General features: G+C 65.1%; 18 protein-coding genes and 1 riboswitch. Of the genes, 8 read left to right on the plus strand and 10 right to left on the minus strand.

What is annotated here, in order from left to right; translation table 11 throughout:
• Positions 1-16: 16 nt before the first annotated feature.
• Positions 17-1,420 (minus strand): LLM class flavin-dependent oxidoreductase, encoded by a 1,404-nt coding sequence (locus HCA61_RS04625; RefSeq protein ID WP_206039666.1) that lies wholly within the window; start codon positions 1,418-1,420, stop codon positions 17-19.
• Between the two features lie 107 nt (positions 1,421-1,527).
• Here HCA61_RS04625 and HCA61_RS04630 point away from each other — a divergent pair, with 107 nt between their 5' ends.
• Complete coding sequence (locus HCA61_RS04630; protein ID WP_169687013.1) at positions 1,528-2,238, plus strand: GntR family transcriptional regulator; 711 nt, start codon at positions 1,528-1,530, stop codon at positions 2,236-2,238.
• Between the two features lie 23 nt (positions 2,239-2,261).
• Here the strand turns inward: HCA61_RS04630 and HCA61_RS04635 are convergent, their stop codons facing one another.
• Positions 2,262-2,801 (minus strand): flavin reductase family protein, encoded by a 540-nt coding sequence (locus HCA61_RS04635; RefSeq protein WP_169687014.1) that lies wholly within the window; start codon positions 2,799-2,801, stop codon positions 2,262-2,264.
• 60 nt (positions 2,802-2,861) lie between these two features.
• Between HCA61_RS04635 and HCA61_RS04640 the strand changes: the two genes are divergently transcribed.
• Positions 2,862-3,821: a CoA ester lyase gene (locus tag HCA61_RS04640; RefSeq protein ID WP_169687015.1), complete on the plus strand. Its 960-nt coding sequence runs from the start codon at positions 2,862-2,864 to the stop codon at positions 3,819-3,821.
• A gap of 104 nt (positions 3,822-3,925) precedes the next feature.
• Here HCA61_RS04640 and HCA61_RS04645 read toward each other — a convergent pair whose 3' ends face one another.
• The 3 genes from HCA61_RS04645 to prpD are packed head-to-tail and all read right to left on the minus strand — an operon-like array spanning position 3,926 to position 7,466.
• Positions 3,926-5,050, minus strand: a complete 1,125-nt coding sequence (locus HCA61_RS04645; protein ID WP_169687016.1) for a bifunctional 2-methylcitrate synthase/citrate synthase — start codon at positions 5,048-5,050, stop codon at positions 3,926-3,928.
• Entirely contained in the window at positions 5,050-5,964 is a 915-nt protein-coding gene (gene prpB, locus HCA61_RS04650) for a methylisocitrate lyase (protein ID WP_169687017.1), read from the minus strand. The genes HCA61_RS04645 and prpB overlap by 1 nt, the downstream gene beginning before the upstream one ends.
• The gene (gene prpD, locus HCA61_RS04655) at positions 5,964-7,466 is read right to left on the minus strand and encodes a 2-methylcitrate dehydratase PrpD (RefSeq protein WP_169687018.1); all 1,503 of its coding nucleotides are present in this window, start codon (positions 7,464-7,466) and stop codon (positions 5,964-5,966) included. The genes prpB and prpD overlap by 1 nt, the downstream gene beginning before the upstream one ends.
• A gap of 144 nt (positions 7,467-7,610) precedes the next feature.
• Here prpD and HCA61_RS04660 point away from each other — a divergent pair, with 144 nt between their 5' ends.
• Together HCA61_RS04660 and HCA61_RS04665 are read left to right on the plus strand one after the other, a co-directional pair.
• The gene (locus HCA61_RS04660; protein WP_169687019.1) at positions 7,611-9,035 is read left to right on the plus strand and encodes a short-chain fatty acyl-CoA regulator family protein; all 1,425 of its coding nucleotides are present in this window, start codon (positions 7,611-7,613) and stop codon (positions 9,033-9,035) included.
• 28 nt (positions 9,036-9,063) lie between these two features.
• Positions 9,064-9,294 carry a WhiB family transcriptional regulator gene (locus HCA61_RS04665; protein WP_346777486.1) on the plus strand — a complete coding sequence of 77 codons (231 nt, stop codon included), beginning with the start codon at positions 9,064-9,066 and terminating at the stop codon, positions 9,292-9,294.
• A 24-nt stretch (positions 9,295-9,318) separates the two neighbouring features.
• Here the strand turns inward: HCA61_RS04665 and HCA61_RS04670 are convergent, their stop codons facing one another.
• The 5 genes from HCA61_RS04670 to HCA61_RS04690 all read right to left on the minus strand — a co-directional run bounded on the left by HCA61_RS04670 (position 9,319) and on the right by HCA61_RS04690 (position 14,751).
• Complete coding sequence (locus HCA61_RS04670; RefSeq protein ID WP_169687021.1) at positions 9,319-10,095, minus strand: ABC transporter ATP-binding protein; 777 nt, start codon at positions 10,093-10,095, stop codon at positions 9,319-9,321.
• Complete coding sequence (locus tag HCA61_RS04675) at positions 10,092-11,141, minus strand: iron chelate uptake ABC transporter family permease subunit (protein WP_169687436.1); 1,050 nt, start codon at positions 11,139-11,141, stop codon at positions 10,092-10,094. The genes HCA61_RS04670 and HCA61_RS04675 overlap by 4 nt, the downstream gene beginning before the upstream one ends.
• Complete coding sequence (locus HCA61_RS04680; protein WP_169687435.1) at positions 11,141-12,187, minus strand: ABC transporter substrate-binding protein; 1,047 nt, start codon at positions 12,185-12,187, stop codon at positions 11,141-11,143. The genes HCA61_RS04675 and HCA61_RS04680 overlap by 1 nt, the downstream gene beginning before the upstream one ends.
• Before the next feature lie 51 nt (positions 12,188-12,238).
• Positions 12,239-12,432: riboswitch (cobalamin riboswitch) on the minus strand.
• Positions 12,433-12,466: 34 nt separating this feature from the next.
• On the minus strand, positions 12,467-13,210 hold the full coding sequence (locus HCA61_RS04685; protein ID WP_169687022.1) for a helix-turn-helix domain-containing protein: 744 nt from the start codon (positions 13,208-13,210) through the stop codon (positions 12,467-12,469).
• The gene (locus HCA61_RS04690) at positions 13,207-14,751 is read right to left on the minus strand and encodes an APC family permease (protein ID WP_169687023.1); all 1,545 of its coding nucleotides are present in this window, start codon (positions 14,749-14,751) and stop codon (positions 13,207-13,209) included. The genes HCA61_RS04685 and HCA61_RS04690 overlap by 4 nt, the downstream gene beginning before the upstream one ends.
• A 251-nt stretch (positions 14,752-15,002) precedes the next feature.
• Between HCA61_RS04690 and HCA61_RS04695 the strand changes: the two genes are divergently transcribed.
• The 4 genes from HCA61_RS04695 (at position 15,003) to HCA61_RS04710 (ending at position 18,289) form a co-directional block, all read left to right on the plus strand.
• On the plus strand, positions 15,003-16,577 hold the full coding sequence (locus tag HCA61_RS04695; protein ID WP_169687437.1) for an FAD-dependent oxidoreductase: 1,575 nt from the start codon (positions 15,003-15,005) through the stop codon (positions 16,575-16,577).
• Between the two features lie 25 nt (positions 16,578-16,602).
• On the plus strand, positions 16,603-17,277 hold the full coding sequence (locus tag HCA61_RS04700; RefSeq protein ID WP_169687024.1) for a Rid family hydrolase: 675 nt from the start codon (positions 16,603-16,605) through the stop codon (positions 17,275-17,277).
• Positions 17,277-17,513 carry a Sec-independent protein translocase subunit TatA gene (tatA, locus tag HCA61_RS04705; protein ID WP_240958953.1) on the plus strand — a complete coding sequence of 79 codons (237 nt, stop codon included), beginning with the start codon at positions 17,277-17,279 and terminating at the stop codon, positions 17,511-17,513. Before HCA61_RS04700 ends, tatA begins: the two co-directional genes overlap by 1 nt.
• Positions 17,514-17,776: 263 nt before the next feature.
• The gene (locus HCA61_RS04710; protein ID WP_169687025.1) at positions 17,777-18,289 is read left to right on the plus strand and encodes a hypothetical protein; all 513 of its coding nucleotides are present in this window, start codon (positions 17,777-17,779) and stop codon (positions 18,287-18,289) included.
• The last annotated feature ends 32 nt before the right edge of the window (positions 18,290-18,321 follow it).

Raw genomic sequence — 18,321 nt, forward strand, 5'->3', positions numbered from 1 at the left:
GCGCGACGGTTCGGGATCAGGCATGCTCGACCACCCGGTCGTCCACAAGTTCGGTCTGCGCGCTTGCAGTCATGAGGTTCTCGGGGCGCTCGAGCCCCAGGTTCTCACGCAGCGTGGACCCGGTGTACTCCTCACGGACGAGTCCGCGCGCACGGAGTTCAGGCACGACAAGCCGCACGAAGTCTTCGAATGCGCCAGGGAAATGAGTTGCAGCGATGACGAATCCGTCGCACGACCGCGACTGGAACCATTCCTCCATCTGCTTTGCGATCTGGGGGCCGGTGCCAACGAAGCGAGGTCCCTGCAGCAGGGTGGCGCGGTGGTTGGCGAGGACGCGCAGGGTCAGTTCCTGGTCTCCGATGTGACGCTTGACGCCCTGCACAAGGCCCCGGATGCCGGAGACGCTCTCGATCAGCTCGTCGGTGACGACGTCGTCGAGGCTGTGACCCGAGAAGTCGTGGTTGGTGACCTCGGACAACAGGGTCAGTGACGCCTGGGGGTGGACGAGGTCGTGCAGGAAGATACTCTCCTTCTGTTGCGCGATCTCCTCGGTCTCGCCCGGGATGACGTAGACCATGGGAAGAACCCGCACCGCGTCCGCCGCCCTGCCGTACTCGGTGACAAGCGCCTTCTGATCGGCGTAGTGCTCTGCAGCGACAGCCTGGCTGGGGTCGCCGGTGAAGATGAGATCTGCCCATTTGGCGGCGAACTGGCGCCCGCGCCCGGATTGGCCGGCCTGGATCAGCACGGGCCTGCCCTGCGGCGTGCGCGGCACGGTCAGCGGGCCTTGGACATCGAAGAATTCACCGTGGTGATCGACTTCGTGGACCTTCTCCGCGTCGGCGAATATACCCGACTGCCGGTCGGCGACGATCGCATTGTCTTCCCACGAATCCCACAGTTTGGCAACGACTTCCACGAATTCTTCGGCGCGGTCGTAACGCTTGTCGTGGTCGAAGTGCTTGTCCACACCGAAGTTGCGCGCCTCGGCGTCGTTCACCGACGTGACGATGTTCCAGGCCGCGCGTCCACCACTGAGATGGTCGAGTGTCGCGAATGTCCTTGCAACATGGAACGGCTGGTAGTAGGTCGTGGAGTAGGTCGCTCCGAGGCCCAGATGCGTGGTCGCGGCTGCGGCAGCGCCGAGAATCGCAGTGAGGTCGAGTTTGATGGGCCGCGCGCCGTAGCGAACGGCGTCGGCGACGGAGTTGCCGTAGATGCCGGGCATCGCAAGCCGGTCATCGAAGAACATCAGATCGAAGCTGCCTTCCTCGAGGACCCGCGCGATTCGCTGGTAGTAGGCCAGGCTCAAGTAGTCCTGCGCCGAATTCGGGTATCGCCATGACCCCGAGTACACGGACACGTTCGACGCCTGCATGAACGCCACGAGCGTCATCTGGTCGGTTCTGCGCTCTGCCATGGAAATGCTCCCTTGCTGGAAATAAACACATCTGATCTCAACTGATATATTTAATGCTCGGTGATAGATTGTCAACACCGAAATGCGTGTAAGGAAAAGGGGTCGCGATGACGGAGACCGACCGGGGTCCGTGGATCGTCGGCGAGACGTCGGACGAGACCTCGTCGAAGCAGACGGGCCGTGAACGCGTGCGCGCCGCGCTACGTCACCGGATTCTGTCCGGGGACTTCTCCCCCAACGACCGCATCGACCTCGACGCCGTCGCAGAGGAGTTCGGAACCAGCCGCACGCCCGTACGGGAGGCGTGCCTGGCGCTCGCGCAAGAAGGCCTGGTCCGCGTCGCGCAGCGCAGTGGCATCACCGTCATCGGGGTCTCCCCGGAGACCATCATCGAGAATTTCGCGCTGATGGCCGCGTTATCCGGGGTCGCATCACAGTGGGCCGCAGGTCGGATCACCCACCAACAGCTCCTCCGCGTACGCGAACTGCATCGAGAGATCCGCGTCGCCGCAGCCTCCGGCGACGACATCGCCACCCTCAATTGGCTGTTCCACCGCGAGATCAACAAGTCGTGCGGGTCAACACGCCTACAGGGAATGCTCAGCGACGCCGGGCGCATGATTCCCCAGCGATACTTCGAACTCTTTCCCGAACGCGTGCCCTGCAGCCTCGACGAACACGACGCCCTCATCGGAGCGCTCGCCAGAGGCGACGGCGCCGAAGCCCGGCGCATCACCGAGCAACACTTCGCCGGAGCGGCGCAGATGCTGAGCACCTACATCGCCCAGGCCACCCGCAACGGCACCCCGCCCCGATAGTTCTTCCTCCTCGAGCGCTCTTCCTACTCGAGCCGCGAGTGGTCGCCGAGGCTGTGCCACCCGCGGTCGTGGTAGACGAGCGGTGCACTGGAGTGCCCGCCCATACGGTCGCCGACTCCGGACATGCGAACTTCCTGCACGTCGACTTCCAGCGCCTCGACAACGATCACCCACGCGGCCCCCGCCTTCACACGCTCCACGGCCCGAGCACGGATCCGGGTGTGCACGTCGCGGAAATACACCTCTCCGGTGGGCATCCTTTCCCAGAGCGACACATCGGCGAAGCGATCGATTCCGCTGGTGGCGCCGAGTTTGGCGAGATGCAACTGTTCCGCCCCGAGGAGGTGCACCACCACCGTGTCGGCCACAGCGATCGTCGGCGAACTCGACGAAGCGTCGGAGACCGAAAACATCAGCATCGGAGGGTCGGCGCTCACCGATGCCACCGACGTGGCTGTAAGCGCCACCGGTCCGCCCCCTGCGTCAGCGGTGACGAGTGCGACGCCCGCCGGGTGAGCGCGGAACGCGGCGGTGAAACGGCTCGGGGTTGAAGTCGTGGACACGACCGTATATTACTCATATTCAGATACATCAGTACAGTCTGAATATATGAAAGGTGTCCCATGAGCACCCGCACCATCCGCCCGAGGCGCAGCACCCTCGCAGTACCCGGATCGAATCCCAAGATGATCGACAAGGCCCGCGGGCTGCCCGTGGATGCACTGTTCCTCGACCTCGAGGACGCGTGCGCACCGAACGCCAAGGCCGCAGGCCGCAAGATCATCGTCGAATCGCTCGAAGCCGGCGGATTCGGCGACAAGATCCGGACGGTGCGCGTCAACGACTGGACAACGCCCTGGACCTACCGCGACGTCGTAGACGTGGTCGAAGGCGCAGGCGCGAATCTGGACTGCATCATGCTCCCCAAAGTGCAGGACGCCGCGCAAGTGCGCGCCCTCGACATGCTCCTGACCCAGATCGAGAAGTCGGTCGGGCTCGAGGTCGGCAGGATCGGAATCGAAGTACAGATCGAAACCGCTTCGGGACTCATCGCTTTGGACGCCATCGCCCAGGCAAGCCCGCGAATCGAAACGCTCATCTTCGGCCCCGCCGACTTCATGGCGTCGATTCACATGAAGTCGCTCGTAGTAGGCGAGCAGCCGCCCGGATACGACGTGGGCGACGCCTACCACCACATCCTCATGTCGATCCTCATGGCCGCGCGCGCCCACGGAAAGCAGGCCATCGACGGCCCCTACCTCGCTATCAAGGACCTCGACGGACTCGGACGCGTCGCCGGACGCGCGGCTGCACTCGGATTCGACGGCAAATGGGTGCTCCACCCCACCCAGGCCGACGTGATCAACGAGACCTTCAGCCCCGATCAGGCCGACTACGATCACGCCGAGAACATCCTGGACGCGTACGAATGGTGCACTTCGGAAGCAGGCGGATCCCGCGGCGCAGCGATGCTCGGCGACGAGATGATCGACGAGGCCTCCCGCAAGATGGCATTGGTCATCTCCGGCAAGGGACGCGTGGCGGGCATGACACGCACGTCGGTGTGGCAACCTCCGGAATGACCCGAAGTGGCCCCCACCGGATCATCGGTGGGGGCCACTTCACAAGCGCGCCCCGGGACAGGAGACGGTGACGGAAACAGCCCGCGGCGCCGCTGTGGTGGGTGTCAGGCCACGACGGATCGTTGTGGAACACCCGTGTATTCGCTGAGCGGACGGATCAGCGCATTGGATTCGCTCTGCTCGATAATGTGTGCCGTCCAGCCGGTGATACGGCTCATCACGAAGATCGGCGTGAACACCTCGATGTCGAATCCCATGAGATAATATGCAGGGCCCGTGGGGAAGTCGAGGTTCGGCTTGATTCCGGTGGCGTCGGCCATCGTCTTCTCGAGGATGTCGTACATGCGCACCCACTTGTCGCCGTCGGTGTGGGCAGCAACGTCGCGGAATGCCTGCCGCATCGTCGGAACGCGCGAATCACCGCTCTTGTAGACGCGGTGGCCGAAGCCCATCACCTTGTCCTTGCGAGCGAGCTTGCCGCGCATCCATTCTTCGGCACGTGCCGGTTCGTCGATCTCGAGCATGTCGTGCATGACGGCCTCATTGGCGCCGCCGTGCAGCGGACCCTTGAGTGCACCGATCGCCGCGGTCACGGCACTGTAGATATCCGACATCGTCGAGGTCACCACGCGCGCTGCGAATGTGGATGCGTTGAAACTGTGCTCCGCGTACAGGATCAGCGACACCTCGAACGCCTTGACGATCTCGGGGTCCGGCACCGCTCCGAAGCACATGTTCAGGAAGTTCTCGGCGAAGCTCAGAGAATGGTGCGGCCGGACCGGGTCGAGACCGCGGCGACGGCGATGGTCCGCTGCCACGATCGTCGGCAGAACCGCCATCATGCGCAGCGACTTGGCGCGATTCGCGGCGGGAGTGCTGTCGGCCTCCGCCGGATCCTCGGCACCGAGATAGCTGATCGCGGTCCGCACCACATCCATCGGGTGGCAACTCTCCGGCAGCTTCGCGACGAGCGCGAGCAGCGAACGATCGGCCCGACGTTCGGAACGTTCGCGCTGCATGAACAACGTCAGTTCCGCATCGGTCGGCAACTCACCGTTCCACAGTAGGTACGCCACCTGCTCGAAACTGCAGTGAGCGGCCAGATCCTGCACGGTGTAGCCGCGGTACGTCAGGGAGTTCGTCTCGGGCACCACCTTGGAGATCGCGGTGGTGTCGACGACGACGCCGGCCAAACCCTTGTAGATCGTCGGAACAGCGGTGTCTGTCATCACTGACTCCTGTCGAGGGTGAAATTGAATATCCCGGAATCAAATTCGTTGTAGCGCTCGTACTCGAGTACCTCGTACAACCGCGAGCGTGTCTGCATCTCGTCGAGCAGGGTCTCCTGCGTTCCCTCCTCATGGATGACCCGCAGTCCCTTCTCGATGGCACCCATGGCCAACCGCAGTGTGGTCACCGGGTAGATCACCGCGTTGTAGCCGACCTTCTCCAGAACTTGCGCGGGGATCAGCTGCGACTTGCCGAACTCGGTCATGTTCGCCAGCAACGGCACATCCACTGCGGCGCGGAACTTCTCGAAGTCCACCGCGGTGTGCAGTGCCTCGGTGAAGATGAGATCTGCACCGGCATCGGCGTACGCCTTCGCACGGTCGATCGCAGAATCGATTCCTTCGATGCCTGCGGCGTCGGTGCGGGCGCAGATCACGAAGTTCGGGTCGCGACGAGCCGCCACCGCAGCACGCAGGCGGCGCACCATCTCGTCGGTGCCGATGATGGCCTTGCCGTCGAGGTGCCCGCATCGCTTGGGATTGACCTGATCCTCGAGGTGCAGTCCGGCGACCCCCGCGTCTTCGAGAACGGTGATGGTACGGGCCGCGCTCATCGGCTCACCGAAGCCGGTGTCGGCATCGACGAGTACCGGCAGATCGGTCACGCGGGCGATCTGGGCGCTGTGTGCGGCGACCTCGGTGAGGGTGGTCAGCCCGATATCGGGAAGCGCCAGTGCGGCCGAGAAGGCGCCACCGGAGATGTAGACGCCCTCGAACCCGATCTCCTGGACGAGTTTGGCCGTGAGCGGGTTGATAGCGCCGGGCAGACGCGTGATGCTGCCCGATTCGAGGCCTTTCCGGAAAGCAATACGCTTGTCCGCGGGCGTTGTGGAGGCAGCGATCAGACCCGTCATCAGAACAGGCCCTTCGGCAGCTTCGGTGCACGCGCCAGCACGTCGTCGGACACGGTGAACGTGAGTTGGTTCAGCTCGCCGGCCTTCAGTTCCGCGACACGCTGGGCTGCCCCGAGGAAGCGCTCCTGCTCTGCTGTCGCGACAACGCCCTCGGCGAGGATCCGGAACTTCTCGATGTATTGGGTGCGGGCGAACGGGCGCGCACCGAGCGGGTGAGCGTCGGCGATGGCGAGTTCGTCGACGATGACATCGCCGTTCTTCAGTGTGACCTCGGCGCGGGCACCGAATGCCTTCTCCGCCGGGTCGGTGGAGTGGTAGCGGCGCGTCCACTCCGGATCCTCTGCGGTGGAGATCTTGTTCCAGAGCGCGATCGTGTCGGGACGCTGCGCACGCTCGGGTGCGTAGGAGCGCTCGTGATGCCACACGCCGTCCTGCAACGCGACCGCGAAGATGTACATGACCGAGTGGTCGAGGGTTTCACGCGAGGCCTGCGGATCGAACTTCTGCGGGTCGTTCGAGCCGGTACCGATCACGACATGCGTGTGATGGCTGGTGTGCAGCACGATCGACTCGATCTGCTCGAGGTCGCCGATGCGCTCTCGCATGCGACGGGCCAGGTCGATCGGAGCCTGACTCTGGTACTCGGCCGAGTGCTCCTTGGTGTAGGTCTCGAGAATTGCGCGCTTGGCCTCCCCCGGCGCGGGCAGCGGAACGTGGTACTCGGCCTTCGGGCCACCGAGCAGCCACGCGATCACGCCGTCCTCACCCTCCCAGATCGGCGACGGCGCGCCCTCGCCGCGCAGAGCGCGATCGACGGCCTCGACCGCCATCTTGCCAGCGAAAGCGGGAGCGTAGGCCTTCCAGCTGGAGATCTCGCCTTTGCGGGACTGTCGCGTGGCCGTCGTCGTGTGCAGAGCCTGCCCGACGGCCTGGTACACGGTCTCGCTGTCGAGTCCGAGGAGCGTGCCGATACCGGCTGCGGCGGACGGTCCGAGATGCGCAACGTGGTCGATCTTGTGTTCGTGCAGGCAGATCGAGCGAACCAGGTCGACCTGGATCTCGTAGCCGGTGGCGAGGCCCCGGATCAGCTCGGCACCGCTGCGTCCGGCGTGCTGGGCCACGGCGAGGATCGGCGGGATGTTGTCGCCCGGATGCGAGTACTCGGCGGCGAGGAAGGTGTCGTGGAAGTCGAGTTCGCGCACCGCGACCCCGTTCGCCCACGCTGCCCACTCCGGTGAGTAAGTGCCGCCGATGCCGAAGACCGTCGAGCCCGGTGTATACGGGTGGGTCCGGGCCTGTGCCCGAGCATTGGACACGGAGCGGCGGGTCAGCGACGCCGCCGCGACTGCGGCGTTGTCGATGATGCGGTTCACGATCATGTCTGCGGTGTCGTCCGGGACCTCGACCGGGTCGGTCGCAACCTCCGCGATCCGCCAGGCGAGGTGCTCTTCCTTCGGAAATTCTTCCGCCGACCGATGGGTGCGTACGAGATGTGTCTTCACTGGATCCTCCGAACGTCGACGCTTCGATTTGCACGCTACGCAGGCTTCGCCAAGTTGGAAATCCCTTGCATATGCCTATTTTTGCGGAACACATCGAGCAAATTTGTAAATCTTGCGAATGTTGGAAATGTTAGATTCACAGCCATGCAGAAGATGTACGCCGGTGCGCGGCTACGCCGCCTGCGAGAGGAGCGCGGCCTGACGCAGACCGCGCTTGCGCACACGCTCGGACTGTCGACGAGCTACGTCAACCAACTGGAGAACGACCACCGTCCACTCACGGTGCCGGTACTTCTACGCCTGAATTCGATGTTCGATCTGGACATGGCGTTCTTCGCTGCCGACACCGACGCGCGACTACTCGCCGATCTACAGGATGTACTCGCGGAAAGTCCCGAGGCCGCGGATGTCTCACTGTCGGAGATCGACGAATTGCTGTCGCGGAATCCTTTCGCCGCGCGGGCACTCGTCGGCCTCTACAGGAGACTGCGCGGCGTCACCGAACAGCTCGAACAACTCGCCCCTGGTGATCCGGGCGCCGTCGCCGACCAGTCCGCCACGACACCCTACGAGGAGGTCCGCGACTTCTTCTACGACCGCCGCAACCACATCGCCGAACTCGACGATGCCGCCGAGGAACTGTTCACCAGCCGGGGACTGACAGTCGGCGGGCTCGATCTGCAGTTGAGCGGTCTGCTGCACGACGAGCACGGCATCACCGTGGTCATCCGCACCGACGAACCCGACCGTATCGGTCCGAAACGCAGCTACGATCCGGTTGCGAAGATTCTGACCCTCGCGCGACGCCTGACACCAGGACAGCGCGCATTCCAGCTGGCGACACAACTCGCGTTCATCGCGCACGCCGGCACTGTCGACGCAGTCGTCGCGGACGCCGAGGGCTTGCCCGAACGCTCACGTGCCCTTGCGCGTGTCGGCCTGGCCAACTACTTCGCCGGGGCACTGATCCTGCCGTACACCCAATTCCTGCGCTCCGCCGAGGCGATGCGGTACGACATCGACCTTCTCGGCGCGAAGTTCGAGGTGGGTTTCGAAACGGTGTGTCACCGGTTGTCGACTCTGCAGCGGCCAGGGCAGCGCGGGGTGCCGTTCTTCTTCGTCCGCACCGATCGAGCCGGTAACATATCGAAACGCCAGTCCGCCACCGCTTTCCATTTCTCCCGCGTGGGTGGCAGCTGTCCGCTGTGGGTTGTGCACGATGCATTCACGTCGCCGGGACGCATCCTGACGCAGGTGTCGCAGATGCCCGATGGCCGTACCTACCTGTGGATCGCCCGCACCACCCATGAGGGCGCCCCCGGCTATCTCGCCGCCAAAAGGGATTTCGCAGTCGGTCTGGGCTGCGATATCGGCTACGCCGACAAACTTGTCTACTCGCGAGGGTTGCGTCTCGACGATCCCGACACCACGGTGCCCATCGGCGCGGGTTGTAAAGTGTGCGACCGCCCGTCGTGCACCCAGCGGGCATTCCCGCATCTGGGCCGCACCATCCGGATCGACGAGAACAACGCGGGCCTCGTGCCCTACTCCGCCACCGAGCGCCGGTGAGATGCACGAGCGACACTTGGATCAGGATGTGGACTGGTGGGCACAGGCCGATTGCCGGTTCTTCGGTCCCTCGGCCTTCTTCGGACCCGACTCGGAATCGCCCGCCGAGCGACTCCGCCGTGAGCATCACGCCAAGCGGATCTGCGCCGGTTGCTCTGTCGTCGACAAGTGTCTTCAGTACGCGATCGACAGCAGCGAACAGTTCGGGATCTGGGGTGGGACCTCGGAACGGGAACGTAAGTCCCTGACCCGTGCGTGATTTCGGTATCCGGAACTACCAGAATCACGCACGGGCAGCCGGGCTGCGCAACCTGTGGTAACGGATCACGGGAACTCCGTCATCGACCTCGACCGTTGCATGAACGCCGTACACCCGCTCGACCAGGTCAGCGGTGAGCGCCTCGACCGGTGTGCCGTGCGCGACGATCCTTCCCCGCGAGAGCACCACCACCCGATCGCAGAACATCGCGGCGAGATTGAGATCGTGCAACGCCACGTAACTGGTCACCGGAAGAGCCGCGACACGCTCGAGAATGTCCAGTTGATGTTGAATATCGAGGTGGTTCGTCGGCTCGTCCAGCAACAGCTCTTCAGGTTCCTGCGCGAGGGCCCGAGCGATCTGCGCTCGCTGACGTTCACCACCGGACATCGAACGCCACAACCGCCCGGCGAACTCGACCATCCCCGTCACTTCGAGCGCCCGGTCGATAGCGGCGCGTCCGCCTTCGTCGCGCCCGAACGCATCGGAGTGGGGAATACGACCGAGTCGCACCACATCTCGCACCCGAATGTCCACCTCGGTGTGCGCATGCTGCCCGACCATCGCTACGCGGCGCGCCAGTCGTCGCCGACCTAGGCTCCCGATATCGGTTCCGTCGAGAGTCACCGTCCCGTCGTCGGGACGATCGATGCCGGCAAGCAGGCGCAACAGCGACGATTTTCCTGATCCGTTCGGCCCGAGCAGCCCGATGGTCTCCCCCGGCACCGGGTCGATCGTCACGTCGTCGATGACGAGGTTTCCGCCGCGGCTCCACCGCAGCGACTGCGCAGAGAGTGTCACGGCGTACTCCTCGTACGGAACAGGATCAGCGCGAAAGCCGGGACGCCGATCAAAGCGGTCACCACACCCACCGGAACCTCCTGCGGCGCAAACACAGTGCGGGCCACCGCGTCCACCCACACCATGAACACCGCGCCCACCACCGCGGTGACGGGCACGAGATGACTGTGCCGGGGGCCCACCAGGAATCGTGCTGCGTGTGGAAGGACGAGACCGACGAACCCGATCGCACCCGCGGCACTCACCAGCACGGCCGTGATCAGAGCGGTCACCATCAGGAACATCAGACGGGTACGGCCCACCGAGACGCCGAGCGTCGCAGCGGTCGACGAACCGAACGTGAATGCGTCCAGGGAGGATGCTTTGATCAGGCACACGAAGATACCGAGCGCGCACACCGCGCCGCAGAGCACCACATCGCTCCACGTGGCGCCCGACAGCGATCCCAGGAGCCAGAACAGCACACCACGTGTCCGCTCCGCGTCAGCGGAGGAGATCACGATGAACGACGTCAATGCCGAGAACAGTTGGGTTCCCGCAACTCCTGCGAGAACCACACGTGAGGTACCGCCACCTGCGCCGGTGGCGAGCAGCAACACGAGCGCGAACGACGCGAGCGCACCCAGGAATGCGCCGCCCGACAGCGACACTGCGCCGCCCCCGATACCCAGCACCGCAATCATCACGGCTCCCGTCGAGGCACCCGACGAGATCCCCAGAACGAACGGATCGGCCAGCGGGTTGCGCAAGAGCGACTGCATGATCACCCCGCACACCGCGAGACCGGCGCCGCACACCGCGGCCAGCAGGGTCCGCGGCAGCCTCAGCTCCCAGACGATCCCCTCACGGATCGCGCTGACCGAACTCTCAGCGAGCCCCAACCGGTCGAAGATGACGGCGTAGACGTCCGGCACGGACAGTTCGGCCGGGCCGATCGTGACCGTCACAGCGATCGAAAGCGCCAGTACGACCAGTCCGATCGCGACGACGACTGCTGCGACCGGGCCACGCTCGGTAGGCGACCGATCCTTCGTCGCCGACACCATCAGCCCGCGAGATTCCACTGGCGCAATGCGGCGGCGACCTTCTCGATTCCGTCGATCGTGCGGATCGACGGGTTCATGTCGGCACCGTTGACGACGATGTACCGCTGGTTCTGCACGGCCGTCAGACGCTGGGTCACCGGATTCGTTTCGAGGAATTCGATCTTGCTGTCCAGCGCGTCACCCGCAATGCTGCGCCGGCTCAGGTCTCCGAGTACGAGGGCAGTGGGATCCCGATCGAGGACCGACTCCCAGCTCACCTGCGGCCACTCGTTCGTGGTGTCGTCGAAGACGTTCTTCGCACCGACGGAGTTGGTGATGATGCCCGACGAACCGCAGCACCCCGCGACATACGGGGTGGCCGTGTCGGCGAACCAGTACGCGAGAGACACCCCGGAGGCGTCGATCTCACCCGCGGCCGTCTCGTACCGCTGCCGGAGCTCGGCGACGAACTCTTCACCGCGCTCGGTGACGTCGAAGATCGCGGCGAGTTCGCGAACCTCCTTGTACACCGCGTCCATCGTCAGCGGCTCGGTGCGGTTGCCGTCGGAGTTGACGCTGTTGTCGTCCTTGCCGTCGCAGTCGGTGGGCGAGAGGTAGGACGGCACCCCGAGCTGCTCGAACTGCTCCGCGGTCGCGACGCCGCCTTCGCCTAGGGTGCCGCCGAACGATGCCGACACGAAGTCGGGTTCGGTATCGAGCACGACCTCGAACGACGGATTGTTGTCGGCCAGGCGCGGGACCCGCTCGTTCTCGGCCGCGAGGTTCTCGCGCACCGGATCGGTCCACGTCGCGGTGCCGACCATGCGCTCGGCCAGGCCGAGCGACAACAGGATCTCCGTCGACCCCTGGTTGAGCGATACGGCACGCTGCGGCGGGGCGTCGACCGTGACCTCGCGGCCACAGTTCTCGATGGTCAGCGGGTAGTTCGTCGACCCCGACGCGGCGCGGGTCTCCTGCTGATCGGCGGCGTCGGAGCCGGTATCGCTCGACGAGCAGCCTGCAACTGTCATCGCTACTGCGACAAGGGCGATACCTGCGCGCAGCATCGTGCGCCGCCCCTTGCGGGCGGAAAATATTGAATCGATCATGTCCATCCTCGTGGTACCTCTTCGGCCGACACAGGTGTCCTGGCTCCCGGATCGATGCTTTCCCCCGGCCTTCCAGCCCGTGTGGGCCGTGACCATGCGTTGGAGGGCAGCTCCTCGGTGACAGTTGCGGGACAGCCCCGGATTCACACCGGTGTTCCCTACGTCGGTTCGAACAGTACAAGACCGGCCTCGACCTCCGAGCGCATGGATGCCTCGTCCACCTCGGTCCGCTCGTGATCAGAGGACGGCTCGCGACCCCCGAAGCAGCGAGGCGTACGACCGCAACAGCTCCCAGACGGTCGGATCATTCACGTCGAGCCTTCCGGTGCGTCCAGTGGCGGCCAGCGCTCCGGTGAGCCGTCCGTCGCTCGAGCGCACGGGCACGGCCAGTGCGGTCCGCCCGATACGACTCTCATCGACCTCGTGGGCAGCATCCGAGTCCTGAACGCCCCGCAGCTCCGCCATCAGCTCCGACGGCTCGATCTTGGTGCGCTCGGTGACTCGGCGCAGTCGGCCGGTCCCGATCAGTTCGGGCCGCTGCGCCAGAAGCAACTTGCCGATCGCCGACGCATGCAGGTGCGTGGTCCACGTCGATTCGCCGGACAGTTCGTGGTCGGGGTCGCGGTCCACCAGGTGCACTCGACCACCGCTGTAGGAGGCGAGGTAGATGCCGTACCGGGTCCGGGTCCGCAGCTCTTCGACGACACGACCCGTTTCGACGTCCTGCAGTGGATCGGGCGCGGCGGAGGCGAGTTCGCGGAGCCGACGGCCGAGCGCGAAACCGGACAGATCCTCCACACGCACGAGATACCCGTCGGCCACGAGGAGGTTGAGGAGCCGGTATGCGGTCGCGGGCGGGGTTCCGGTGAGTCTGGCGATGTCCCGCGCCGACGCGCCCGTACCCAGTGTGGCAACGGCCTCGAGCATCGCGAGGGCACGTTGAACGGATCGCGGCTCATGCCCACCCGAGCCGACGCTCATCGCTGCTCCGCACCCGGATGGTCGGCACCGACGAGCGCCATGTCGCCGCGGGCATTCTCGGCGAAGGCTGCCGAACCGGGAAGCACGTCCTCCGAACCGGGGCTGTCGAATATCCCGACATCGGCGAGACTCGCCGGGCGCGCACGACTCAGGTACCGGTACCAGAGCATAGCAATCACCGGAACAGCGACGACGGCGATGAGTCCCGCGAACCGTCCGTCCAGTACATGACCGGCGACGATGAATCCGATTACCGCGACACCGGTAGCGGTTCCGAGGCCACCCATCAGAGCGATCGCCGGCGTCGACTCCCGGATCCGGGCGAGAAACGCTACCGCCGAGGCAGCTACCAGGACGTAGGCGATCAGGAGTGCGACGCGCAACGTGACGTTGATCCAGTCCGGTCTGGAACCGAAGACAGCAAGAACCGACGCGCCGATAGCGAGGACCGTCACCGCAGTGGCGAGCGCTGCATACGGGGTGCACAGGCGGCTGTGCACAGTCCCGAGGATCCTCGGCAGTACCCCTTCGACGCCCATCGAATACAGCAATCTCGATACGGCATTCGACGAGGCCATCGCGGACGCAAGCCACGAGCAGCACATACCGATATGCAGCAGCGCAACAACCACCGGACTCACACCGGTCGATGTGCCGTGCAGGTATGCCCCGACCACGGCGTCGGCGTGTCCGCTCCAGGCTGCCCATCCTGCGAAGACGAACAAGGTTCCGCAGATGATCGGGGTGGCGAGCACTGTCCGGGTGACGGTGACCATCGGGCGACGCGCTTCGGGGCCGATGAACGTCGCACTCTCGAATCCGGCCAAGGCGAACAGGGCAGCGAGGACCACGGGAAGCCACATCCCGGTACCGCCACCGGAAAGCGGTTGCACCGGAGTCGATTCCCCACCGGCCACCATCATCAGCCCGATGATGAACACCAGTGAGCAGACCTCGATCACGAGAATCGCGAGTGCCGCGAAACGAACTCCACGTACCAGCGCGACAAGAATCGCCGCAGCGATCCCCAGGTACACCGTGAGGGTCGCCGGGCCACGGATCTCGACCCCGCACAATGCCGCGATGGTGATCACCGCCAGCCCACCGGAATACAGACTCAACGCACCGCTGACCAGATACTTGACTGCCATCGCGATGCCGGTGACCAGGGCAGCACGTGCACCGAGCCCCTTCGCGACGAATGCGTAGAGCCCACCGGACGCGACCATCCTCCGAGTGAACTGCGTGGTGCACCAGGCGATCATCGTGACGAATACCGCAGCTGTGACGATCGCGATCAGACCCGACGTCGAGGCCGATGCGGGTGTGTTCGTCGCTGATGCCCTGTGGTTCAGCATGGTGACGGGCAGCAGCACCATGGAGGCTGCCGGCGCTGTGGTGGCAACGGATTGAGCGAGAACCTCCCAGCCCGACAGCTGTCTGCGACCGAGCGCATGGAGGGGCGACACCGCGGCACGCCGCGGTTCCTGACACGCGAACGACCGCGCGATGGCATCCGCCAATGCAGATGTCTCTGCCATGACACCTCCCGCTCCTCAGTGGACTCGACGCCGGCCTCGCAGAACCTAGCCACGCTATGTTTCCCGAGTGTTTCGGGCGTGAGTCATGTGTCGCCGATCCGAGTGAGAAGACGTCGTCCGATCGTTTCCCACTCGCCGCCGCGTAACCGTTGCGTCGCCGTATCGATCCGGAATCACACCCGTTCCACGATTGGTGCCGACAACGACAGGGCGATGGGAGACACGAAGTGAGCGTCACCAGAAGATCATTCATGCGAGGCCTGAGCATGACCGGCGGCGTCGGACTGGCCTACGGGGCGATGTCCACACTAGGTCTCGCGCCGGCGGTGGGCGCCCCCAGCCGGTTTCAAGCCCCCACGATGGGCGACCTCATCGGGAAGGCACCCGGCTCGCAGTCCGTGGTCGTGCTCGGCGGCGGACCCGCGGGCCTGTGCGCGGCCTACGAACTCGGCAAGGCAGGCTACGCCGTCACAGTCCTCGAGGCCCGCACCCGGCCGGGCGGGCGTGTCTATTCGGTGCGCGGCGGCACCACGGAAACCGAGATCGGCGGGGAGCGCCAGACCTGCACGTTCGCCGATGGGCACTACTACAACCTCGGTGCCACACGCATCCCTCAGAATCACATCACCCTCGACTACTGCCACGAACTCGGCGTGGAGATCCAGCCGTTCGGCAACCAGAACGCAAACACGCTCGTCAACTATCAGAGCAACACCCCGCTATCGGGGCAGTCGGTCCAGTACCGTGCTGCGAAAGCCGACACCTTCGGCTATATGTCGGAGCTGCTACACAAGGCGACGTCGAGGGGCGCTCTGGACGACCTGTTGTCCCCCGACGACAAGGACGCACTGTCAGAGTTCCTCAGCGATTTCGGTGACCTGTCCAGCGACGGACGCTACATCGGCTCGTCGCGCCGCGGGTTCTCCGACGAACCCGGTGCCGGCCTCGATTTCGGCACCCGGACCGAGCCGTTCGCGATGCCCGACGTCATCCGCTCGGGACTCGGCCGCAACATCAGCTTCGAGTTCGGCTACGACCAGGCCACGATCATGATGACACCGGTCGGCGGCATGGACCGCATCTATTACGCCTTCCAGGAAAAGATCGGCACCGACAAGATCCAGTTCGGTGCCGAGGTTACGTCGATGAAGAACGTCCCCGACGGTGTCACCGTGGCCTACACGCAGGACGGCTCGCGCAAGTCGATCACCGCCGACTACTGCATCTGCACGGTCCCGCCGAACCTGATCGGGCGCCTCGACAACAACCTACCCGCCGATGTCCTGAACGCGCTGACCGCTGCCGTCCCCGTCTCCGGCGGCAAACTCGGAATCGAGTACACCCGCCGCTGGTGGGAAACCGAGGACCGCATCTACGGCGGGGCATCGAACACCGACAAGGACATCAACCAGATCATGTTCCCGTACGACCACTACGGCTCGGACCGCGGTGTCGTCGTCGGGTACTACACCAGCGGCAGACGGCACCTCGCCTTCGAATCCCTCACTCACGAACAGCGTCTGGCGAAGGCGGTCACCGAGGGCATGGCGATTCACGGCGACAAGTACGGCCGCGACATCGCCTCCTCGTTCTCGGGAAGCTGGCGCCGGATGAAGTATTCCGAAGGCGCCTGGGTGAGCTGGAAGGGCTCGAGCTACGGGCACAGTGACAGCGCCACCCCCGAGTACGAGCTGCTACTCGAGCCTGTCGACCGGATTTATTTTGCAGGCGACCACCTCTCGAACGCGATCGCATGGCAGCACGGCGCGTTCACTTCCGCCCGCGACGTCGTCACCGCGCTGCACCAGCGCGTCGCAGCGACCTAGCCACCACACACATTCAGGAGACATCATGAAGCGAAACACTTTTCGCACTGCAACACTGGCCGCGAGCCTGGCAACTACTGCGGTCGTACTGACCGCCTGCTCGTCCGGGAGCGATGACCATGCCGCGCCCGACGAGCCCACCGTGGCCGCTCAGGCCGTGATCCCACCGGGCGAGGCGAACCCGATGATTGCCGAGGGCGTGACGATCAGCGCCGGGGCGACCATCTACAAGTCCAGCGGTCTCGGCCCGTCCGCGTCGAACTCGGCTGCGCCACAGGGTAGCCCGGAGTCATATATCCCCTCGCAGTTCAGCGGCGGAGCATTGCCGGACGGCGTCACGTTGACCGAGGCGCAGGGCATCAATGTGCTCGAGAACATTCGAGCCAACCTCGAATCGCAAGGTCTGACTCTTGCCGACGTCACGACCATGCGAGTGTTCCTCGACAACGCGCCCGGTTCCGATCGGGCCGACTACGCCGGCTGGAACCGCGCCTACCGCCAGTTCTTCGCCAACACGAACCTCGAGACCGGCGACACCGAACTCGTCCCGCTCGGTACCGCCGAACCCGCAGCGCCGCTCGAGCGAAACGAGGCCCGCCCGAGCCGGTTCGCACTCGAGGTCGGCAGTCTCCCCGTGCCGGGCTGGCTCGTCGAGGTCGAGGTCGATGCGGTGTATCCCACGGACGAGGCAATCGGCTGATGGGTGCGATGAGCCCGGCGCACTGGGCGATCGTCGCGGTGGTCCTGCTGGTTCTGTTCGGGTCCAAGAAGCTGCCCGAGGCCGCCCGCGGTCTGGGCAGGTCGCTGCGGATCCTCAAGTCGGAGGTCGGCGAGATGCATACGGACGAGCCCGCTGCTCTCGGCAGTCCACATCAGGATCCGGCGCATGAACCTGTGAACTCCGCGCGGGCCGCGAAAGCGGAGAGCAGTCCGTAGTTCAGCGGACCCTGCGGCGGCACGCAGTGGGTCCGTCAAACGGATGCGACGTTCCCCTCGGCCGGTCGACCCGGACGGCCGAGGGGAGCGTCGGCACCGAACTTCTGATAGGCGGCGCGACTCCCTCGGGCCCCGCGACCGACACCGACGAGGACTGACGCCTCTACTGGTTCCGGGTTTACCCTGGTAAGCGACACCTTGTACCGGATCGTGCACGGACGGCCATAATGGCCTCTGGTGTGGTCGAAGGAGGAGGCGTGCCCGTGAGTGAGAACCTGTCGGCGTACCGGAGCGACTTCGCGCGGATCGAGAAGCGGATCGCCGGGGAGTTCGATGCGGGGAAGCGGCGCTGGGTGCTTGCCGGGTTCATGGCGCTGTTGACCATCGGGCTACTGCTGCCGTTGACGTCGACGCAGTGGTCGTGGACGGCGCTCGCCGACTGGTTCGGTGGCGGCGCCCCCGTCTCCATGCCGCTGCGGATGTTCGTGACGCTCGCGGCGGTGTTCGGGGTGCTCGTGTCGTCGATAGCACTGGCCCGGCGCAGCTGGAGGTTCGCGGTTGCAGCGACGCTCGGCTGCGGTCTCGGCTCCTTCTTCGGACTCTTCGGCTACTGGTCGCAAACGGGAATGATCGTCGACGGCCCGCACGCTCCTGGGGTCGGGATGGTGATCGCGTGGGTGTCGATGGTCGCGCTGACTTCGCAGTGGTTACCGATCGCGCTCAGCAAGTCGCCCACCGACCCCCGCCCACGGCCGACGCTGATCCGCTCGCACTGACCTCCGTCATCTCTGCGCGGCTCAACGAGCGC

This window comes from Rhodococcus sp. HNM0563, assembly GCF_012726195.1.
GTDB lineage: Bacteria > Actinomycetota > Actinomycetes > Mycobacteriales > Mycobacteriaceae > Rhodococcus.